18 protein-coding genes are annotated in these 18,685 nt (G+C 67.1%); 4 read left to right on the plus strand and 14 right to left on the minus strand.

Going from position 1 to position 18,685, the window contains the following annotated elements; translation table 11 throughout:
* A complete protein-coding gene (gene rplC, locus KSO98_RS00525; RefSeq protein WP_225282811.1) occupies positions 1-657 on the minus strand; it encodes a 50S ribosomal protein L3 in 657 nt (218 codons plus the stop codon).
* A 10-nt stretch (positions 658-667) separates the two neighbouring features.
* Complete coding sequence (rpsJ, locus tag KSO98_RS00530; RefSeq protein ID WP_008360994.1) at positions 668-976, minus strand: 30S ribosomal protein S10; 309 nt, start codon at positions 974-976, stop codon at positions 668-670.
* 569 nt (positions 977-1,545) lie between these two features.
* On the opposite strand from rpsJ, the gene KSO98_RS00535 reads away from it, so the two are divergent.
* The 3 genes from KSO98_RS00535 to KSO98_RS00545 all read left to right on the plus strand — a co-directional run bounded on the left by KSO98_RS00535 (position 1,546) and on the right by KSO98_RS00545 (position 4,873).
* Positions 1,546-2,919, plus strand: coding sequence for an ABC transporter substrate-binding protein (locus tag KSO98_RS00535; RefSeq protein ID WP_225282812.1), 1,374 nt, complete (start codon positions 1,546-1,548; stop codon positions 2,917-2,919).
* 95 nt (positions 2,920-3,014) lie between these two features.
* Complete coding sequence (locus KSO98_RS00540) at positions 3,015-3,959, plus strand: carbohydrate ABC transporter permease (protein WP_225282813.1); 945 nt, start codon at positions 3,015-3,017, stop codon at positions 3,957-3,959.
* Positions 3,956-4,873 (plus strand): carbohydrate ABC transporter permease, encoded by a 918-nt coding sequence (locus KSO98_RS00545; protein WP_225282814.1) that lies wholly within the window; start codon positions 3,956-3,958, stop codon positions 4,871-4,873. Before KSO98_RS00540 ends, KSO98_RS00545 begins: the two co-directional genes overlap by 4 nt.
* A 98-nt stretch (positions 4,874-4,971) precedes the next feature.
* On the opposite strand, the gene KSO98_RS00550 is transcribed toward KSO98_RS00545, so the two are convergent.
* From KSO98_RS00550 to trmB, 6 genes are all read right to left on the minus strand, one after another.
* Positions 4,972-6,372 (minus strand): GH1 family beta-glucosidase, encoded by a 1,401-nt coding sequence (locus KSO98_RS00550; protein ID WP_225282815.1) that lies wholly within the window; start codon positions 6,370-6,372, stop codon positions 4,972-4,974.
* On the minus strand, positions 6,369-7,208 hold the full coding sequence (locus KSO98_RS00555; protein WP_225282816.1) for a carbohydrate ABC transporter permease: 840 nt from the start codon (positions 7,206-7,208) through the stop codon (positions 6,369-6,371). Before KSO98_RS00555 ends, KSO98_RS00550 begins: the two co-directional genes overlap by 4 nt.
* Complete coding sequence (locus KSO98_RS00560; protein ID WP_225282817.1) at positions 7,208-8,185, minus strand: carbohydrate ABC transporter permease; 978 nt, start codon at positions 8,183-8,185, stop codon at positions 7,208-7,210. The genes KSO98_RS00555 and KSO98_RS00560 overlap by 1 nt, the downstream gene beginning before the upstream one ends.
* Positions 8,185-9,543, minus strand: coding sequence for an ABC transporter substrate-binding protein (locus KSO98_RS00565; protein ID WP_225282818.1), 1,359 nt, complete (start codon positions 9,541-9,543; stop codon positions 8,185-8,187). The genes KSO98_RS00560 and KSO98_RS00565 overlap by 1 nt, the downstream gene beginning before the upstream one ends.
* A 170-nt stretch (positions 9,544-9,713) precedes the next feature.
* Positions 9,714-10,754, minus strand: coding sequence for a LacI family DNA-binding transcriptional regulator (locus tag KSO98_RS00570; protein ID WP_225282819.1), 1,041 nt, complete (start codon positions 10,752-10,754; stop codon positions 9,714-9,716).
* Between the two features lie 19 nt (positions 10,755-10,773).
* Positions 10,774-11,490 (minus strand): tRNA (guanosine(46)-N7)-methyltransferase TrmB, encoded by a 717-nt coding sequence (gene trmB, locus KSO98_RS00575; RefSeq protein WP_225282820.1) that lies wholly within the window; start codon positions 11,488-11,490, stop codon positions 10,774-10,776.
* 72 nt (positions 11,491-11,562) lie between these two features.
* On the opposite strand from trmB, the gene KSO98_RS00580 reads away from it, so the two are divergent.
* The gene (locus tag KSO98_RS00580) at positions 11,563-12,375 is read left to right on the plus strand and encodes a LamG domain-containing protein (protein WP_225282821.1); all 813 of its coding nucleotides are present in this window, start codon (positions 11,563-11,565) and stop codon (positions 12,373-12,375) included.
* 102 nt (positions 12,376-12,477) lie between these two features.
* Here the strand turns inward: KSO98_RS00580 and tuf are convergent, their stop codons facing one another.
* From tuf to KSO98_RS00610, 6 genes are all read right to left on the minus strand, one after another.
* A complete protein-coding gene (gene tuf, locus KSO98_RS00585) occupies positions 12,478-13,671 on the minus strand; it encodes an elongation factor Tu (RefSeq protein ID WP_225282822.1) in 1,194 nt (397 codons plus the stop codon).
* Positions 13,672-13,744: 73 nt separating this feature from the next.
* Positions 13,745-15,868 carry an elongation factor G gene (fusA, locus tag KSO98_RS00590; RefSeq protein WP_225282823.1) on the minus strand — a complete coding sequence of 708 codons (2,124 nt, stop codon included), beginning with the start codon at positions 15,866-15,868 and terminating at the stop codon, positions 13,745-13,747.
* 74 nt (positions 15,869-15,942) lie between these two features.
* Positions 15,943-16,413, minus strand: a complete 471-nt coding sequence (gene rpsG / locus KSO98_RS00595) for a 30S ribosomal protein S7 (RefSeq protein ID WP_225282824.1) — start codon at positions 16,411-16,413, stop codon at positions 15,943-15,945.
* A 1-nt stretch (position 16,414) separates the two neighbouring features.
* The gene (gene rpsL, locus KSO98_RS00600; RefSeq protein WP_225282825.1) at positions 16,415-16,786 is read right to left on the minus strand and encodes a 30S ribosomal protein S12; all 372 of its coding nucleotides are present in this window, start codon (positions 16,784-16,786) and stop codon (positions 16,415-16,417) included.
* Between the two features lie 88 nt (positions 16,787-16,874).
* A complete protein-coding gene (locus KSO98_RS00605) occupies positions 16,875-18,191 on the minus strand; it encodes an MFS transporter (protein WP_225282826.1) in 1,317 nt (438 codons plus the stop codon).
* The gene (locus tag KSO98_RS00610) at positions 18,188-18,628 is read right to left on the minus strand and encodes a MarR family winged helix-turn-helix transcriptional regulator (protein ID WP_225282827.1); all 441 of its coding nucleotides are present in this window, start codon (positions 18,626-18,628) and stop codon (positions 18,188-18,190) included. Before KSO98_RS00610 ends, KSO98_RS00605 begins: the two co-directional genes overlap by 4 nt.
* Positions 18,629-18,685: the final 57 nt, after the last annotated feature.

Consider the following 18,685-nt stretch of genomic DNA (forward strand, 5'->3'; position numbering starts at 1 on the left):
TCAGGCCTCCGTCTTCTTCGCGGCCGAGCGCAGGACCACGAGACCACCCTTGGGGCCGGGAACGGCGCCCTTGATGAGAATGAGGCCCTTCTCGGTGTCGACGGCGTGCACGGTCAGGTTCTGGGTGGTGACGGTGTCAGTACCCATCTGGCCGGCCATGCGGACGCCCTTGAACACGCGACCGGGGGTGGCGCAAGCGCCGATCGAGCCCGGCTTGCGGTGGTTGCGGTGGGCACCGTGGGAGGCGCCGACGCCGGAGAAGCCGTGGCGCTTCATGGTTCCGGCGAAGCCCTTGCCCTTGCTGGTGCCGGTCACGTCGATCTCGGCGCCCGCGGCGAAGGTGTCGACCGGGAGCTCCTGGCCCACGGTGTACGACGACGCGTCGGCGGTGCGGATCTCAACGAGGTGGCGGCGCGGCGTGGTGCCGGCCTTGGCGAACTGGCCGGCCTGCGGCTTGTTCACCTTGCGGCCCTCGATCTCGCCGAACCCGACCTGAACGGCGTTGTAGCCGTCGGTCTCGGGGGTGCGGATCTGGGTCACCACGTTGGTGTTCGCCACGATGACGGTGACCGGAACGACCTTGTTGTTCTCGTCCCAGAGCTGGGTCATGCCGAGCTTGGTGCCCAGCAGGCCCTTCACGTTACGTTCGAAAGTCATCTCAACAACCTCAGAGCTTGATCTCGATGTCGACACCGGCCGGCAGGTCGAGGCGCATCAGCGAGTCGACCGTCTTCGGGGTCGGGTCGATGATGTCGATGAGGCGCTTGTGCGTGCGCATCTCGAAGTGCTCGCGGGAGTCCTTGTACTTGTGGGGCGAGCGGATGACGCAGTACACGTTCTTCTCGGTCGGCAGCGGCACCGGGCCGGCGACCTTGGCACCCGTGCGGGTGACCGTGTCCACGATCTTGCGCGCCGAGGTGTCGATCACCTCGTGGTCATAGGCCTTGAGCCTGATGCGGATCTTCTGTCCCGCCATCTGTCTCTCTCGTCCTTCTCGTCTGCGTTGCCGCGTGCGTACTCAGGACGTCCTCGGGGTTGAGTCAGTCCAGCCCGGTTACTCACCGCCACCGCAGACCTTCGACCCCCGAGGTCGGGCGTGTCGCGCTTTTCGGCTTACGCCACGCGACACTGGCCTTGACCAGGATCTCCACTCTGCGGTTGTTTCGGCAGCCCCCGACAGGTTCGTCAGGTGCGAATCGGACTCCCCGTGCGGCGCGGACATGACTGACCACCGACCGACACCCGGGCCCACGAGGGGCCCTCAACGGGAGAAGCGATTCAGTAATCAAGATGTGCCGCACCCCGGCAAGTCCACCGGAGCAACCAGAGAATCTTGTCAGAGGATCACCCGCTGACCAAATCCAGCGGATGCCCCCTCTCCTGAGAGCGTTCCCACGCCGTTGTGACCTGCGTTACCCAACTGTTATTCCTGAGAGCGCCCTGAGTCTTGACCTGAGAGTTTCCCGACGCTTGCATCAAGGGGGACGAAGAGGGAGCGACGGAGCCGAGGGTCCGGACGCTCCATCAATGAGGAGAGGCAAAGAGATGCGAGTAGGCAAGATCCGTCGCGGAGCGGCTACGGTCGCTGCGCTGGCGAGTGCAGCGCTGGTCGTCGCCGGCTGTGGCAGTAGCGACGACGAGAACGGCACCGCCGGAGGCACCTCGCCGGGCGAGGGCAAGGCAGAGTGCGCGCAGCTGACCAGCTACGGCGACCTCACCGGGCGCGAGGTGCACGTCTACACCGGCATCGTCGAGCCGGAGGACAAGGCCCAGAAGGACAGCTACAAGCTGTTCACCGAGTGCACCGGCGCCACCGTCAACTACGAGGGCTCGAAGGACTTCGAGGCCCAGGTCGTCGTCCGTGCGCGCGGCGGCAACGCCCCGGACATCGCCTACGTCCCGCAGCCGGGCCTGCTCAAGACCTTGGTGCAGACCAAGGCCGTCAAGCCGGCCCCGCAGGCGGTGGCTGACAACGTCGACAAGTGGTTCGGCGAGGACTGGAAGTCGTACGGCACCGTCGACGGCACCTTCTACGCCGCGCCTCTCGGCGCGAACGTGAAGTCGTTCGTCTGGTACTCCCCCAAGATGTTCAAGGCCAACGGCTGGACGGTCCCGACCACCTGGGCCGACCTGATCAAGCTCTCCGACGAGGCCGCGGCCAAGGGCATCAAGCCTTGGTGCGCCGGCTTCGAGTCCGGCGAGGCGACCGGCTGGCCGGGCACCGACTGGCTCGAGGACATGGTGCTGCGCACCGCGGGCCCGGACGTCTACACCAAGTGGCTCAACCACGAGATCCCGTTCAACGACCCGCAGATCGCGACCGCGCTCGACCGGGCCGGCAGCATCCTGAAGAACCCCAAGTACGTCAACGGCGGCATCGGCGACGTGAAGTCGATCGCGACCACCGCGTTCCAGGAGGGCGGCCTGCCGATCCTCGACGGCAAGTGCGCGTTCCACCGCCAGGCCTCCTTCTACGCGGCCAACTGGCCCGAGGGCACCAAGGTCACCGCGGACGGCGACGTGTTCGCGTTCTACCTGCCGGGTGACGACGCCTCGTCCAAGCCGGTCCTCGGCGGTGGCGAGTTCGTCGCGGCGTTCAACGACAAGCCGGAGACGCAGGCCTTCCAGACCTTCCTCTCCAGCGACACCTGGGCCAACGAGAAGGCCAAGGCCACCCCTGACGGCGGCTGGGTCAGCGCCAACAAGGGCCTGGACGTCAACAACCTGACGAGCCCGATCGACAAGCTCTCCGCCTCGATCCTCCAGGACCCGAACGCGGTCTTCCGCTTCGACGCCTCCGACCTGATGCCGGCCGAGGTCGGCTCGGGATCCTTCTGGAAGCAGATGGTCAACTGGATCACCGGTCAGGACACCAAGACCACCCTCGACGAGATCGAGAAGAGCTGGCCGACGTCGTGACGTGACCGATGGCCGGGCCGTAGCGCGCAGCGAGCGCGGTGCGGCCCGGCCGTCGTCTCGTCTTCCCGTCATCCAGAACTGCAGGAGGGGGACCCATGTCCACAGGAGAGAAGCTCCTTCAAGCCCTGATCGTCGTCGCGATCTTCTTCGCGGTCGTCACGCTCATCCTCACGCTCACCTCGCGCGTCCGCTCGCGCGCCGGTGAGCTGATCCAGTCCATGGCCTTCGTCCTGCCCGCCGTCGGGCTGGTCGGCGTGGGCCTGCTGTATCCGGCGATCAACTCGATCAACCTGTCCCTCAAGGACAAGTACTCCACCAAGTACGTCGGCTTCGACAACTACAAGACCATCTTCACCGACGCCGACCTGCTGCGCGTGCTCGGCAATACCGCCCTGTGGGTGGTGGTCACGCCGATCGTCGCCACGCTCATCGGCCTGATCTACGCGGTGCTCACCGACCACGCACGCTTCGAGCGCACGGCGAAGGCCATCATCTTCCTGCCCATGGCGATCTCGCTGGTCGGCGCCTCGCTGATCTGGAAGTTCGTCTACGACGACCGCATCGGCCTGCTCAACGCCTTCACCGACACGGTCGGGCTGGGCCGGCACCACTGGCTGATCAACAGCCCCTGGAACAACATCTGGCTGATCGTCATCCTGATCTGGGTGCAGGCGGGCTTCGCGATGACGGTGCTCTCGGCCTCGATCAAGGCGATCCCGACCGACATCATCGAGGCGGCCAAGCTCGACGGGGTCGGCGGGCTGAAGATGTTCCGCTTCATCACCGTGCCGAGCATCCGACCGACCCTGATCGTCGTGCTCACCACGATCACCATCACCACGCTCAAGGCCTTCGACATCGTGCGCCAGACCACCGGCGGCAACTACAAGACCAGCGTGTTGTCCTACGAGTACTACCGGCAGTCCTTCCAGTCCGCGAACTGGGGCCTGGGCTCCGCGCTCGCGGTGCTGATCTTCGTCCTGGTGCTGCCGGTGGTCATCTACAACATCCGTCAGATGCGCAAGCTGGAGGCCCGATGACCGTCACCCCGATCGCCCAGGTCCCGGTCGCCGAGAAGCTGACCGCGCCTGCTGCCGCGAAGAAGACGCTCACCTCGCCATGGGCGTCCCTGGCCGCCTTCGTCATCGCGGTCTTCTGGACCGTGCCGACGGCCGGCCTGCTGATCTCCTCGTTCCGCCCCGAGCACGACGTGAAGACGACCGGGTGGTGGCACATCTTCACCCACCCGAGCTTCACGTTCGAGAACTACCGGACGGTGTTCAGCGGCACCGGCGAGACCGGCCTGTTCCCGTTCATCGTCAACTCGATCGCGATCACCGTGCCTGCGGTGATCATCCCGATCTTCTTGGCGACGATGGCGGCGTACGCGTTCGCGTGGATGAGATTCCCGGGCAAGGACCTGCTCTTCATCATGATCTTCGCGCTGCAGATCGTGCCGATCCAGGTCACCCTGGTCCCCCTGCTCAACCTGTACGTGAAGCTCGGGCTGCAGGGCCAGGACGCACCCGCGGGAGGCTTCTACTCCCTGTGGCTCTCGCACACGATGTTCGCGCTGCCGCTGGCGATCTTCCTGCTGCACAACTTCATGCGGGAGATCCCCGGTGAGCTGATCGAGTCGGCGCGCATGGACGGGGCGACCCACGTGCAGATCTTCCTGCGCGTGATCTTCCCGCTGATGATGCCCGCGATGGCCGCCTTCGGCATCCTGCAGTTCCTGTGGGTCTGGAACGACCTGCTCGTGGCGCTGGTCTTCGGCGGCTTCAAGATCTACCCGATCAACGCCCAGCTGGCCGCCCTGGCCGGCACCCGCGGCTCGGACTGGCACCTGCTCGCCTCGGGCGCGTTCGTGTCGCTGATCATCCCGCTGATCGTCTTCCTGTCGCTGCAGCGGTTCTTCGTACGGGGTCTGCTCGCCGGCTCCGTCAAGGGCTGAGGAGCGAGGCCGCAACGCCGAGCACCTCTCTCTATACACAGAGCGGCCCGCCATCCCTTCGGGGATGGCGGGCCGCTCTGCTCACGCTCCGCGGGCGATCAGACCGCCAGCGCGTTCGCCTTGATGACGTCGGAGTAGAAGAACGCCGAGTCCTTGGGGTGCCGGCTCTGCGTCGGGAAGTCGACGTGGATGATGCCGAACCGCTTCGCGTAGCCCCAGGCCCACTCGAAGTTGTCCATCACCGACCAGGCGTAGTAGCCGTTGACGTCGACGCCCTTGTCGATGGCGTCGAGCAGGGCGCCCAGGTGGTCGCGCAGGTAGTTCACGCGCTGGGTGTCGTGCACCGCGACCGTGGAGTCGTCGGCGGCAGCGTCGGCGACGGCCTGCGGGTCGAGGAGCTCCTCGCTCGAGATGCCGTTCTCGGTCACCTGCAGCGGCACGCCGTAGTCGTTGTGCAGCCGCACCAGCAGATCGGTCAGACCCGAGGGGACGATCGGCCAGCCCATGATGGTGGTCTCGACCTCGGGACCGTAGCCGATGCTGGCGGCCTTGTCGGTGCCCGGGAAGGTGACCTGGCCCGGCGTCGGCGCCGCGATCCGCTGGGGGTTGTAGTAGTTCACACCCAGGAAGTCGATCGGCTGGTGGATGTCGGCCTCGTCGCCGTCCTTGATGAAGGACCAGTCGGTGAGGTGACTGGTGGTCTCCAGCAGCTCGGCCGGGTAACCGCCCTTGAGCATCGGGTCGAGCCAGATGCGGTTGGCGACCAGGTCCAGGTGCTGGGTGGCGGCCAGGTCCTCAGCGGAGTCCGAGGCGGCCTCGAGCTGGTGGATGTTGAGCGTGACCGAGACGCCGGTGGTCGCCGGCAGCACCGAGCGCAGCGCCTGGACGGCCTTGCCGTGAGCCAGGTTGAGGTGGTGCGCGACCGGGTAGCACAGCGAGTTGTCCGTCAGACCCGGCGCGTGCTCGCCGCTGCCGTAGCCGAGGTAGGCCGAGCACCACGGCTCGTTCAGCGTGGTGACGGCGCTGAGGCGGTCACCCAGCCGCTCCCCCACGACGCGAGCGAACTCGGCGAAGTGGTCGGCGACCGTACGGTCGAGCCAGCCGTAGCTGCCGCCCTGGTCGAGTGCCTGCGGCAGGTCCCAGTGGTACAGCGTCGCCAGCGGGTTGATGCCGCGGGCGAGCATGCCGTCGACGAGGCGGTCGTAGAAGTCCAGACCCTCCTTGTTGAGCGTCTTGCCGTCCGCCATGACCCGCGGCCACGCGATGGAGAGCCGGTAGTTCTGGAAGCCGAGCTCGGCCATGAGGTCGAGGTCGGACTCCCACCGGTGGTAGTGGTCGCAGGCCACGTCACCGGTGTCGCCGCCGACGACCTTGCCGGGGGTGTGGGAGAAGGTGTCCCAGATGCTCGGGCCGCGACCGCCCTCGGTCGCACCTCCCTCGATCTGGTAGGACGCCGCGGCGACACCCCATACGAAACCTTCGGGGAAATTCCTGGTCATCCCTTGACCGCTCCTTCCATGATGCCGCCAACGATCTGGCGTCCGAGTAGGGCGAAGACGATGAGCACCGGGATGGTGCCGTACAGCGTCCCTGCCATGATGATCGATTGCTGCGGCGCAAAGCCACTGGCAAGACTCTGGAAAGCGACCTGAATGGTCGGATTGCCCGAGTTGAGGGTGATGAGCGGCCAGAAGAAGTCGTTCCAGGCCGTCAGGAAGGTCAGCATGCCGAGGACCGCCATCGCCGGACGCACGGCCGGGACGACGATCTGCAGGAAGACCTTGGTGGTGCTGGCGCCGTCCATGTAGGCGGACTCGATGAGCTCGTCCGGGACCGCCTTGGAGATGTACTGGCGCATGAAGAAGACGCCGAACGCGGTGACCAGGGTGGGCAGGATGACCGAGGTCAGGTGACCGGCCAGGCCCCACTTCGCCATCAGCATGTAGAGCGGGATGACGCCCATCTGGGTCGGCACCATCATCGTGCCGATGCAGATGCCGAGCAGGACGTTGCGGCCCTTGAACCTCAGCTTCGCGAAGGCGAAGCCGGCCAGGGTGCACAGCGCCACGGTGCCCGCGGTGATGCAGCCGGAGACGATGATCGAGTTGATCAGGCCCTTGTTGAGCGGGGCCATCTCCAGCGCCTTGTGGATGTTCCCGAAGAACGAGGTGTTCGGGAACATCGGCGGCGGGCTGGCCGCCATCTCGGCGTTGGTGTGCGACGCCATCACGATCGTGTAGTAGAGCGGGAAGATCGAGACGATCGCGACGAGAGCCACCAGCACGTACGTGCCGGTGCCCGCCTCGAGCGTCGCGTGCAGCTTCTTGCGGGCCATCAGCCGGCCTTCCTCTCGCGACGACGCGAGATGACCAGGTTGACCAGGACCGCCGCCAGGATGATCACGAACATCGACCACGCGGTCGCCGAGGCGAGACCGAGGCGGTCGTTGGCCCAACCCTGCTGGTACATCAGCAGGCCGAGCGTCTGGTACTGGCCGGCACTGCCGCCGTCCGGGAGACCGCCGTGGTACAGCAGCGGCTCACCGAAGAGCTGCGCCGAGCCGATGGTGGAGACCACGATGGCGAAGATGATCGTCGGGCGCAGGCCCGGCAGCGTGATGTGACGGAACTGGCCCCACTTGCCGGCTCCGTCGACCGACGCGGCCGCGTACAGCTCCTGGTCCACGGCCTGCAGGCCGGCCAGGAAGATCAGTGCGTTGTACCCGGTCCAGCGCCACATCACGATCGAGGCGATCGCGAACTGCGCCGGCCACTTCGAGTTCTGCCAGTCGACCTTCGGCAGGTGCGCGAGGTCGAGGAACCAGTTGATCAGGCCGTACTGCGGGCTGTAGAGCTCGAGGAAGATGACCGTCGCGGCCGCGAGGCTGGTGGCGTACGGCATCAGGATCGCGACGCGGAAGAACGTCCGACCGCGCAGCTTGTGGTTGAGCAGGTGGGCGATACCGAGGGCGATCGCCAGCTGCGGCACCGCGGAGATGACGCCGATCGTGAGCGTGTTCCGGAACGCGTTCCAGAAGAAGTGGTTGGTCAGCAGGTCCTTGTAGTTGGCCAGGCCGACCCATTCCCGCTGGTCGTACGTCGACAGGCGGACGTTGTGCAGGGAGATCCATGCCGTGTCCAGCCATGGATAGACGCTGAACGCCGCGAAGACGAGGAAGAACGGGAGGATGTAGACGTAGGCGATCCGGCTACCCGCACTGCGTCGCCCCTGGGGCGCCGCGCTGGGGGTACGCCGGGGCCGGCGACGGGAGAGATCTCCCGCCGCCGGCTCCGTGGTGAGCGTTGACGTCATCAGCCAGTGATCTGCTTGATGGCGTCGAGGGCCGACTTGAACGCGTCGTCCGGGTTGGTGCCCTTGGTCTCGACGTTCGTCAGCTGAGCGTTGACGGCCGTCTGGATCTGGGTGTCGAACTGGCCGGTCGGCGGGATGGTGATGTTCTTGGCGATCTCGCCGTAGATCTTGCCGATGTTCTGGCCGGGGCCGAAGTAGTCCGAGGTCGCAGCGCCGACGGTCGGGTCCTCAGCGGCAGCCTGGTTCGACGGCCAGTGACCACCGTTGGTCCACATCGTGACCTGGTTCTCCTTGGTGGAGAGCCACTCGACGAGCGCGATCGCGGCGGCCTGGTTCTTGGAGGCCTTCGGAACGCCGAGCCACGAGCCGCCCCAGTTGGCGGAGCCACCCGGGGTGACCGGGGCGACAGCCCACTTGCCCTTGCCCGCGTCGCCGGCCTGGCTGGTGATGTAGCCCATCATCCAGGTCGGGCAGGACAGGGCGGCGAAGGAGCCGCTGGCGAAGCCCTTGTTCCAGGCGTCCTGCCACTGCGGGAGACCCGCGGAGATCTTGGCGTCGGCGGCCTTGGTGGCGAGCGCCCAGGCGGACTTCACGCCGTCGCTGTTGGCGACGTCGGGCTCGTTGGAGCTGTTGTCGTACGCCTCGGTGCCCTGGTAGACGGCACCGTTGAAGATGGAGTTGACCGAGTCGATGAAGTGCGAGTCGGCCGGCTTGGTCGCGGAGGCCTCGTACTTCTTGCCCAGCTCGATGACGCCGTCCCAGGTCGCGAACTCCTTGGCGAGGGTCGCGTCGTCGGTCGGGAGGCCGGCCTTCTCGAACAGGTCCTTGCGGAAGCAGATCGACTCCGGGCCGATGTCGGTGCCGAGACCAACGGTCTTGGCGCCGTCGGAGGTGGACGCCATGTCCCACTTCCACGGGTAGAACTCGGCCTTGTCGGCAGCGGCGTTCGGAACCTCGTTGAAGTTCACGAACTGGTCGGCGTGGTTCTTCACGACGTCACCGATGAAGCCGATCTCGAGGCCCTGGACGTCGTCCAGGCCGCTGCCCGAGGCGAGGCGCGTCTTGAGCTTGGTCCAGTAGTCGCCGGACTGCTCGACGTCGTTCTCCTTGATGGTGATGTTGGGGCAGACCTGGTGGTACTTGTCCCACAGGCCCGCCTCCTTGAAGCCGAAGGTGCCGAAGAGGCCGACGTTCAGCGTGACGTTGTCCTTGGTGCCACAGGGGCCAGCGTCGGCAGCCGGGGCGGCCGAGTTCGAGTCAGAGTTGTCGCTGCCGCAGCCGGTGAGGGCCAGCGTGCCAGCGGTCACCAGCGCGGCGACGGACGCCATCGCTCGGCGACGCGTGTTGTTGAGACGCATTCATCCACTCCTGAATTCATACCAGTCGGTGAGAGCGCTCTCACACCGCGAATGGAATACTGGAGGTGAAGGCCGTCACATGTCAACAGCTACCGTGAGATCGCTCTCACAGCGTTACCAGAACGTGACCTTGAGACGGACGTCCAGGATGTGAACGCTCGAGGCCTGGTTCAGGCGGAGGTACGGACGACCAGCTCGACGGGCAGCATGACCCCGCGCGGCTCCGTCTCCGAGCCGTCCAGTCGGCCCAGGAGCACCGCGGCCATGGTCGCGCCGAGGTCCTCCATCGGCTGACGGATCGTGGTCAGCGGCGGGTCGTTCTCCGCGGCCTCGCGGAAGTCGTCGAAGCCCACCACCGCGACGTCCTCGGGTACCCGGCGTCCGGCGTGCAGGACCGCTCGGATCACGCCGATAGCGGCCAGGTCGGAGCCCGTGACGATCGCGTCGACATCGGGGCGGCGCGCCAACAGCCGGGTGGCGGCCTCGTAGCCCTCGGAGGTCGCGAAGCCACCGGGCTCGATCAGGTCCTCCGCCACCGGGAGGCCGGCCTCCTCGATCGCCGCCCGATAGCCGGCGAGGCGGTCCTGGCCGGCGGTGAGGTCGAGCGAGCCGGTGACGGTGGCGATGGTGCGCCGGCCGTTGGCGATGAGGTGTTGGGTCGCGAGCCGTCCGCCGCCGACGTTGTCGGCGTCGACGAAGAAGACCGGCGCGCCGGAGTAGGGCCGGCCGCTGAGCACCGTCGGGACGCCGGCCTTCTCGAGCCGGACCTGGAGGTCGTCGTCGCCGTGGACCGAGAGCAGCAGGACGCCGTCGACGTGTCCACCGCTGGCGTAGGCCAGGAAGCGGTCACGCTGCTCGGCGGTGGACGCGATCGCGAAGTTGAGCTGCAGGCCGCTGTCGGTGACCGCCGCCTGACACGAGCGCAGCATCGCGAGGAAGAACGGCTCGGTGAAGAGTCGCTCCTCGGTCTCGTTGACGAGGAAGGCGATCGAGTCGCTGCGGCCGGTGACCAGTGACCGGGCGGCGAGGTTGGGCGTGTAGTTGATCTCCGCCGCGGCCCGCTCGACGGCCTCGACGGCCTCGGGGCTCACATTGGTGGCGCCACGGAGCACCCGGCTCGCGGTCGCGCGGGAGACGCCGGCCAGCCGGGCGACCTCCTCGAGGGTCGCTGGGCGCGGCCCCTTGGTCTGCCCCTTGGACGGCTCAGTCACGACCGCAGTGTTGCATGCCTCAGACGCGGATGTAGGTGAGGTCGGTGATGACCCGGCCCTTGGCGACGCCCTTGCGCTCGAACTTGGTGTGGGGACGCTCGTCCCAGCGCTCCACGACCCCGCCCTGCAGCAGCGGCTCGGCGTCGAGCACCTCGACCATCTGCTCGGCGTAGTCGGCCCAGTCGGTGGCCAGACGCCACGTCCCGCCGACGGCGAGTCGCGAGGCCACGAGAGCCGCGAAGTCCGGGTTGACCAGGCGGCGCTTGTGGTGACGGGCCTTGTGCCACGGGTCGGGGAAGAAGGTCCACAGCTCGGCGAGCTCGCCGGGCGCGACCGTGTGCTCGAGCACCCAGACCGCATCGACGCTGCACATCCGGACGTTGTCGATGCCCGCCTTGTCGAGGCGGCGCAGGGTGTCGGCGACGCCCGGCTTCCAGACCTCGATCCCGATCACGTTGTGCTCCGGGCGAGCGATGCTCGCAAGCGCCTCCCCCACACCCGAGCCGATCTCGATCAGGTACGGCGCGTCGCGGCCGAACCGGGCCGCCCAGTCGAAGTCGTCGGCGGCCACGTCAGCCTCCGGCACGACCCACTCGGCCGCACGCGTGTCCCAGGCCTGCTGCTGCGGGGTGGTGAAGCGCCCGCCGCGGCGGGTGTAGCTGACCACCTCGCGCAGGGGCCGGCCATCCTCGGTGAGGCGGATACCGGGGCGGGCAGGATCGACGGCGCCAGACATGCCGCCATTGTCCCCGTCCCCGGTGCCGCATCCTGAATTGGCGATCGTGGAGGCGTCACCTACGGTGTTTCGATGATCTCGGTCCCCCGCCTGTCCAGTCGCGTCGCCCTCGCGGCGACCTGTCTCGTCACCGGCCTGCTCGCCGCCCCCGCGGCGCACGCCGAGGATCCCGGCCCGATCCACGCCGGCAACACGTTCGGGTGGTACCCCACCGCGGAGCGCTACGAGTTCGAGCGCTGGGGCGACCCGAAGCCGCTCACCCACGAATGGCAGACCCACGGCCACTCCACCGAGCAGGGCGGTCAGCTCACCCTGACCGCGTACAACGGCCACTCCACCACCGTCACGCTGCGCGGCGCCGGCCACCGCAAGGGTCGCTGGGAGATCCGCATGCACGGCTACGACCTGCGCGACGCGGCCAACCACTACCGCCTGACCAGCTCGTTGATCCCGGCCGCCGCCTCCGAGCGGCGCTGTGGCCCGGAGATGACCTTCGCGGACATCACCCTGCCGAAGAGCCGGGCCGGCTTCTCGCTGCGCCCTGGTGACGGCAGCGTCTACTCCGCCTCGACCGTCTCGCGCGGCGAGTCGTTCGGCGGTCGCGAGCACTGGCACACCTTCGCCGTCGAGGTGACCGGCAAGCGGATCTCGTGGTTCGTCGACGCGCACGTGATCGCCACCCAGGCCCGGCCCGCGGCGATGGCGCACGTGCCGTTCACCGTCCAGCTCCGCCTCGCGTCGACTCGCGACGCCGGCAAGGGCGCCATGTCCCGCATGCAGCTGGACTGGCTGCGCTACTGGTCGCTGCGCAAGCCCAACAGCCGTTCGGTCGCAGCGCCGGCCCTGCACCGCACCAAGGCGCCGGCCGCCCGCTCCGCCTGCTGATCCATCTCCTTCTCTTCCCAGAGCCGGAAATGAGAAGAACCCCCGAGCCCTAGGGCTCGGGGGTTCTTCTTCGACCTAGGTCAGATCACAGGTGAATCAGATTCACTTGGTGATCTTGGTGACGCGGCCGGCGCCGACCGTACGGCCACCCTCGCGGATGGCGAAGCGCAGACCCTCGTCCATGGCGATGGGCTGGATGAGCTCAACGACCATCTCGGTGTTGTCGCCCGGCATGACCATCTCGGTGCCCTCGGGCAGCGTGACGACGCCCGTGACGTCCGTGGTACGGAAGTAGAACTGCGGGCGGTAGTTGTTGAAGAACGGCGTGTGACGGCCGCCCTCCTCCTTCGAGAGGATGTAGACCGAGGCCTCGAAGTTGGTGTGCGGGGTCGTGGTGCCCGGCTTGATGACAACCATGCCGCGCTCGATGTCCTCGCGCTTGGTGCCACGGAGGAGCAGACCGACGTTCTCGCCCGCCTGGCCCTCGTCGAGCAGCTTGCGGAACATCTCGACACCGGTGACGGTCGACTTCTGGGCGACCTCGCGGATGCCGATGATCTCGACCTCCTCACCGACCTTGACGATGCCGCGCTCGATACGACCGGTGATGACGGTGCCACGACCGGTGATCGTGAAGACGTCCTCGACGGGCATGAGGAACGGCTTGTCCGTCTCACGCTCGGGGGTCGGGATGTACTCGTCGACAGCGGCCATGAGCTCGAGGACCGACTTGCCCCACTTCTCGTCACCCTGAAGGGCCGGGAAGGCAGCAACCTTGACGACCGGGATGTCGTCGCCGGGGAACTCGTACTCGTTGAGGAGCTCGCGCACCTCCATCTCGACGAGCTCGATGAGCTCCTCGTCGTCGACCATGTCGCACTTGTTGAGCGCGACCACGAGCGCCGGGACGCCGACCTGGCGAGCAAGCAGCACGTGCTCACGGGTCTGCGGCATCGGGCCGTCGGTGGCGGCGACCACGAGGATCGCGCCGTCCATCTGAGCCGCGCCGGTGATCATGTTCTTGATGTAGTCGGCGTGGCCGGGGCAGTCGACGTGCGCGTAGTGACGCGACTCCGTCTGGTACTCGACGTGCGCGATGGAGATGGTGATACCGCGCTGGCGCTCCTCAGGAGCCTTGTCGATCTCGTCGAACGCCGAAGCGGCGTTCAGGTCCGGGTACGCGTCGTGCAGGACCTTCGTGATGGCCGCCGTCAGCGTCGTCTTACCGTGGTCGATGTGACCGATGGTACCGATGTTGACGTGCGGCTTGGTCCGCTCGAACTTCGCCTTAGCCATTACTGGCTCCTCCTGGTGTGTTTTTTAACGTGACTCGTACTGAAAGGTGGTGCTGCCGAAAGCCAGGGCGAGATTACTCGCCGCGGGCCTTCTTGATGATCTCGTCAGCGACGTTCGTGGGAACCTCTGCGTACGAGTCGAACTCCATCGAGTAGGACGCCTGACCGCTGGTCTTGGACCGGAGGTCACCGACATACCCGAACATCTCGGACAGCGGCACGAGGGCCTGGACGGCGATGTCGCCGAACCGGTCCTCCTGCGCGCGGATCTGGCCACGACGGGAGTTGATGTCACCGATGACCGTACCCAGGAACGACTCCGGGGTGGTCACCTCAACGGCGAACATCGGCTCCAGCAGGACCGGCTTGGCCATACGGGCGGCCTCCTTGAAGGCCTGGTTGCCGGCGATCTTGAACGCGAGCTCCGAGGAGTCGACGTCGTGGTACGCACCGTCGTCGAGGGTGACCTTCACGTCGACCATCGGGTAGCCGGCGAGGATGCCGAACTGCATGGCCTCCTGGGCACCCTGGTCGACCGACGGGATGTACTCCTTCGGCACGCGACCGCCGGTGACGGCGTTCACGAACTCGTAGCCGGCACCGAGGCCGGTCTCCGGGTCGATGTTGGGCTCGATGTTGATGAGCACCTTGGCGAACTGACCCGTACCACCGGTCTGCTTCTTGTGCGTGTAGCTGTGACCGATGACCGCCTGGCGGATGGTCTCGCGGTAGGCGACCTGCGGCTTGCCGACGGTGGCCTCGACCTTGAACTCGCGCTTCATGCGGTCGACGAGGATCTCGAGGTGGAGCTCACCCATGCCGGCGATGATGGTCTGGCCGGTCTCCTCGTCGGTCTTGACGACGAAGGTCGGGTCCTCCTCGGCGAGACGCTGGATGGCGACGCCGAGCTTCTCCTGGTCGGACTTCGTCTTCGGCTCGATGGCGACCTCGATCACCGGGGCCGGGAACGTCATCGACTCGAGAACGACCTGGTTCTGCGGGTCCGAGAGCGTGTGGCCGGTCTTGGTGTCCTTGAGACCCATGACGGCGACGATCTGGCCGGCGCCGACCGACGCGATCTCCTCACGCTTGTTGGCGTGCATCTGGTAGACCTTGCCGATCCGCTCCTTCTTGCCGTTGACCGAGTTGACCACGGTCGCACCGGCCTCGAGCTTGCCCGAGTAGACCCGGACGTAGATCAGCTTGCCCAGGTGCGGGTCGGAGGCGATCTTGAAGGCCAGGCCGGCGAACGGCTGGTCGTCGGAGGGGAGACGCTTGATCTCGTTCTCCGGGGTCTCCTCGGCGTTGGGCTTGTGGCCGATGATCGCCTCGACGTCCAGCGGGGACGGCAGGTAGTCGATGATCGCGTCGAGGAGCGGCTGGACGCCCTTGTTCTTGAAGGCGGTGCCGGTGAGGATCGGGTTGAGCTTGTCGGCGAGGGTCGCGCGACGGATGGCGGCCTTGAGGGTCGGGACGTCGAAGACGTCGCCCTCCTCGAGGTAGACCTCCATGATCTCGTCGTCGGCCTCAGCGAGGGTCTCGACGAGCTTCTCGCGGTACTCGGCTGCCTTGTCGGCCAGGTCCGCGGGGATCTCCTCGACGACGTAGTCCTCGCCCTGGGCGGTCTCGCCGCGCCACACCTTGGCGTTGCCCTCGACCAGGTCGACGACGCCGATGAAGTCGCCCTCGGAGCCGATCGGGATCTGGAGGACCAGCGGGGTGGCGTTCAGGCGGTCGATGATGGAGTCGACGACGCGGTAGAAGTCAGCACCGGTGCGGTCCAGCTTGTTGACGAAGCACATCCGCGGGACGGAGTACTTGTTCGCCTGGCGCCACACGGTCTGCGACTGGGGCTCGACACCGGCGACACCGTCGAAGACGGCGACGGCGCCGTCGAGGACGCGCAGCGCGCGCTCGACCTCGACGGTGAAGTCGACGTGACCGGGGGTGTCGATGATGTTGATCTGGTGGTTCTTCCACCAGCAGGTCGTCGCGGCCGACGTGATCGTGATGCCGCGCTCCTGCTCCTGCTCCATCCAGTCCATGGTGGCTGCGCCCTCGTGAACCTCACCGATCTTGTACGAGATACCGGTGTAGAACAGGATGCGCTCGGTGGTGGTGGTCTTGCCGGCGTCGATGTGCGCCATGATGCCGATGTTGCGGACGGACTTGAGGTCCGTGGTGATGTCGACAGCCACTGTCAGCGTTCCTTAGAAGTCTTGGTTGGAGCAGGTGGAGCGGGGACCCCATGGTCGGAGTCCCCGCCCATAGGTCACCAGCGGTAGTGCGCGAAGGCCTTGTTCGACTCGGCCATCTTGTGGGTGTCCTCACGCTTCTTCACAGCGGCACCGAGGCCGTTGCTGGCGTCGAGGATCTCGTTCATGAGGCGCTCGGCCATCGTCTTCTCGCGGCGGTCCTGGGCGTAGCCCACGAGCCAGCGCAGCGCGAGCGTGGTGCCACGCGTGCCCTTGACCTCGATCGGGACCTGGTAGGTCGCACCGCCGACGCGGCGGGACTTGACCTCGATGGCCGGCTTGACGTTGTCCATCGCGCGCTTCAGCGTGAGGACCGGGTCGGTGCCGGTCTTCTCGCGGCAGCCCTCGAGGGCGGTGTAGACGATGCGCTGAGCAACCTGCTTCTTGCCGTCCTGGAGGACCTTCGAGACGAGCTGCGTTACCAGCTGCGAACCGTAGACCGGGTCGACGTCGATCGGGCGCTTCGGAGCGGGACCCTTACGAGGCATGTCACTTCTCCTTCTTCGCGCCGTAGCGCGAACGGGCCTGCTTGCGGTTCTTCACGCCCTGCGTGTCGAGGGTGCCGCGAATGATCTTGTAGCGAACACCGGGGAGGTCCTTCACACGACCGCCGCGGACGAGCACGATCGAGTGCTCCTGAAGGTTGTGGCCAACACCCGGGATGTAAGCGGTGACCTCGACGCCGGACGAGAGGCGCACACGGGCGACCTTACGCAGGGCGGAGTTCGGCTTCTTCGGGGTGGTGGTGTAGACGCGGGTGCAGACGCCACGGCGCTGCGGCGATCCCTTGAGGGCGGGCGTCTTGGTCTTGGACGCCTTGTCCTCACGGCCCTTGCGGACCAGCTGGTTAATGGTGGGCACCGGGTGGTTCCCTTTCTGATCGACTCTCACGACGCAGCGACTTGCCGCGAAGGATGATGTTCGTGGTGGATGGTGCTGGACCCAGCCGCTAGACACCCGAGGTCGGGCGTGTCGTGACGCGGGCCTGGTCCTTCCAGACACGGTTCCCCAGGCTACCGGGCGGGTAGTAGGGGGTCAAAACGCTGGCCAGGCCTCCGCGCAGGCGGGCGAGCAGCGTGATAGCGAGCGCGACTCCCACCAGCACCATGACCCCGCCCAGCCACAGGGTCCAGCGGGCACCGGCGGTCTCGCCGATCCATCCGATGACCGGGGCGCCGATGGGCGTACCGCCTTGGACGACGGTCATGTAGAGCGCCATCGCGCGCCCCCGCATCGCCGGGTCGGAGGTGAGCTGGATGGTGGCGTTCGAGCTGTTCAGCAGCGTGATGGTGCAGAACCCGATCACCGGGGAGAAGAGCGCGAAGACCAGATACGAGGGCAGGCTGCCGGCGATGATCTCGGCGACGCCGAAGCCGGTCGCGGCGAGGACGAGCAGCCGCAGCGGGATGGTGACGCGGCGCGCGGCGAGCAGCGCGCCGGCCAGGGAGCCGACGGCGAGCGCGGAGCCGAGGATGCCGAACTCGCCGGCGCCCTTGCCGAAGACCTCGGTGGCCATCAGCGAGGAGGTCAGCTGGAAGTTCATCCCGAAGGTGCCGGCGAAGAACACCAGGACCAGGACGAAGAGCATCGTCGGCTGGGTGCGGACGTACCGGACGCCTTCCCGCAGCGCGCCCGGGCCCCGGGCGCGCATCGGCGCGATCCGCAGGAGGCTGACGTCCATCCGCTGGAGCTGGACGATCACCGCGAGGTAGGACAGCGCATTGAGGGCGATGACGATGCCGGTCGCGGCCGCTCCCCCGCCGAAGGCGGCGATGAGCAGGCCGGCGAGCGCCGGGCCGATGATCCGGGCGGTGTTGAAGGCCGCGGAGTTGAGGCCGACCGCGTTGGTCAGGTCATCGGGGCCGACCATCTCCGAGACGAACGACTGGCGCGCCGGGACGTCGAACGCGGCGCCGATCCCGAAGACGAAGGCCAGGACGTAGACCATCCAGATCTCGGCGGCACCGCTCAGCGCGAGTGCGGCCAGCAGCAGGGCGGCCACCGCCATCGCGAGCTGGGTGATCTGGAGCAGGCGCCGCTTGGGGACGCGGTCGGCGACCACCCCGGCGTACGGGGTGAGGAGCAGGACCGGGAGGAACTGCAGCGCGGTGACGATGCCGAGGTCGGTGCCGCCGCCGTGCAGCGGCTTGAGGACGAGCCAGTCCTGAGCGGTGCGCTGGAGCCACGTACCGGTGTTGGAGACGACGCTCCCGACCAGGTAGAGGCGGTAGTTGGGGTTGCGCAGGGCTCGGAACGTGGGGCTCACTCGTTGGCGATCCTCTCGAGGATGGGTGCGGCGGCGCGCAGGGTGGCGCGCTCGGTGTCGGTCAGCTCGCCGAGTCGTCGGGCGAGCCATTCGGTGCGGCGGGCGCGATCCGCGTGGACGGTGCGTAGGCCCTTGTCCGTCAGGCTGATGACGACCTGGCGGCGGTCGGTCTCGCTGGGCAGGCGGCTGATGTAGCCGCCCTCCTCCAGGCAGTTGACGGTGCGGGTCATGCTCGGCGGCTGGACACGCTCGCGCTGGGCGAGGGCGCCCAGGGTCATGTCGCCGTTGACCTCGAGCCCGGCGAGGACGGCCATCGACCCGATCGAGAGCTCGTTCTCCGGGTCGCGCTCGCCGACCAGTCGGCGGCGCAGTCGCATCACCGAGAGCCGCAGCTCGCTCGCCAGGCCCGCGTCGTCGGAGATGGTCCGTTCCGTCATATCGTTAGCATAACTCATTAACCATGCTAACTAATTCCCGCCGGACGCGCGGGCATA

This window comes from Nocardioides nematodiphilus (assembly GCF_020216525.1).
Classification (GTDB): Bacteria; Actinomycetota; Actinomycetes; order Propionibacteriales; family Nocardioidaceae; genus Nocardioides; species Nocardioides nematodiphilus.

Bases quoted from the DNA above. Each gene is read 5' to 3' on its own strand.
- KSO98_RS00555 (WP_225282816.1), bottom strand. From the start codon at position 7,208: ATGGCCCGCAAGAAGCTGCACGCGACGCTCGAGGCGGGCACCGGCACG.
- KSO98_RS00535 (WP_225282812.1), top strand. From the start codon at position 1,546: ATGCGAGTAGGCAAGATCCGTCGCGGAGCGGCTACGGTCGCTGCGCTG.
- KSO98_RS00550 (WP_225282815.1), bottom strand. From the start codon at position 6,372: ATGACCAGGAATTTCCCCGAAGGTTTCGTATGGGGTGTCGCCGCGGCG.
- rpsJ (WP_008360994.1), bottom strand. From the start codon at position 976: ATGGCGGGACAGAAGATCCGCATCAGGCTCAAGGCCTATGACCACGAG.
- KSO98_RS00610 (WP_225282827.1), bottom strand. From the start codon at position 18,628: ATGACGGAACGGACCATCTCCGACGACGCGGGCCTGGCGAGCGAGCTG.
- tuf (WP_225282822.1), bottom strand. From the start codon at position 13,671: ATGGCTAAGGCGAAGTTCGAGCGGACCAAGCCGCACGTCAACATCGGT.
- KSO98_RS00540 (WP_225282813.1), top strand. From the start codon at position 3,015: ATGTCCACAGGAGAGAAGCTCCTTCAAGCCCTGATCGTCGTCGCGATC.
- KSO98_RS00580 (WP_225282821.1), top strand. From the start codon at position 11,563: ATGATCTCGGTCCCCCGCCTGTCCAGTCGCGTCGCCCTCGCGGCGACC.
- rpsG (WP_225282824.1), bottom strand. From the start codon at position 16,413: ATGCCTCGTAAGGGTCCCGCTCCGAAGCGCCCGATCGACGTCGACCCG.
- trmB (WP_225282820.1), bottom strand. From the start codon at position 11,490: ATGTCTGGCGCCGTCGATCCTGCCCGCCCCGGTATCCGCCTCACCGAG.
- KSO98_RS00545 (WP_225282814.1), top strand. From the start codon at position 3,956: ATGACCGTCACCCCGATCGCCCAGGTCCCGGTCGCCGAGAAGCTGACC.
- KSO98_RS00560 (WP_225282817.1), bottom strand. From the start codon at position 8,185: ATGACGTCAACGCTCACCACGGAGCCGGCGGCGGGAGATCTCTCCCGT.
- KSO98_RS00565 (WP_225282818.1), bottom strand. From the start codon at position 9,543: ATGCGTCTCAACAACACGCGTCGCCGAGCGATGGCGTCCGTCGCCGCG.
- rplC (WP_225282811.1), bottom strand. From the start codon at position 657: ATGACTTTCGAACGTAACGTGAAGGGCCTGCTGGGCACCAAGCTCGGC.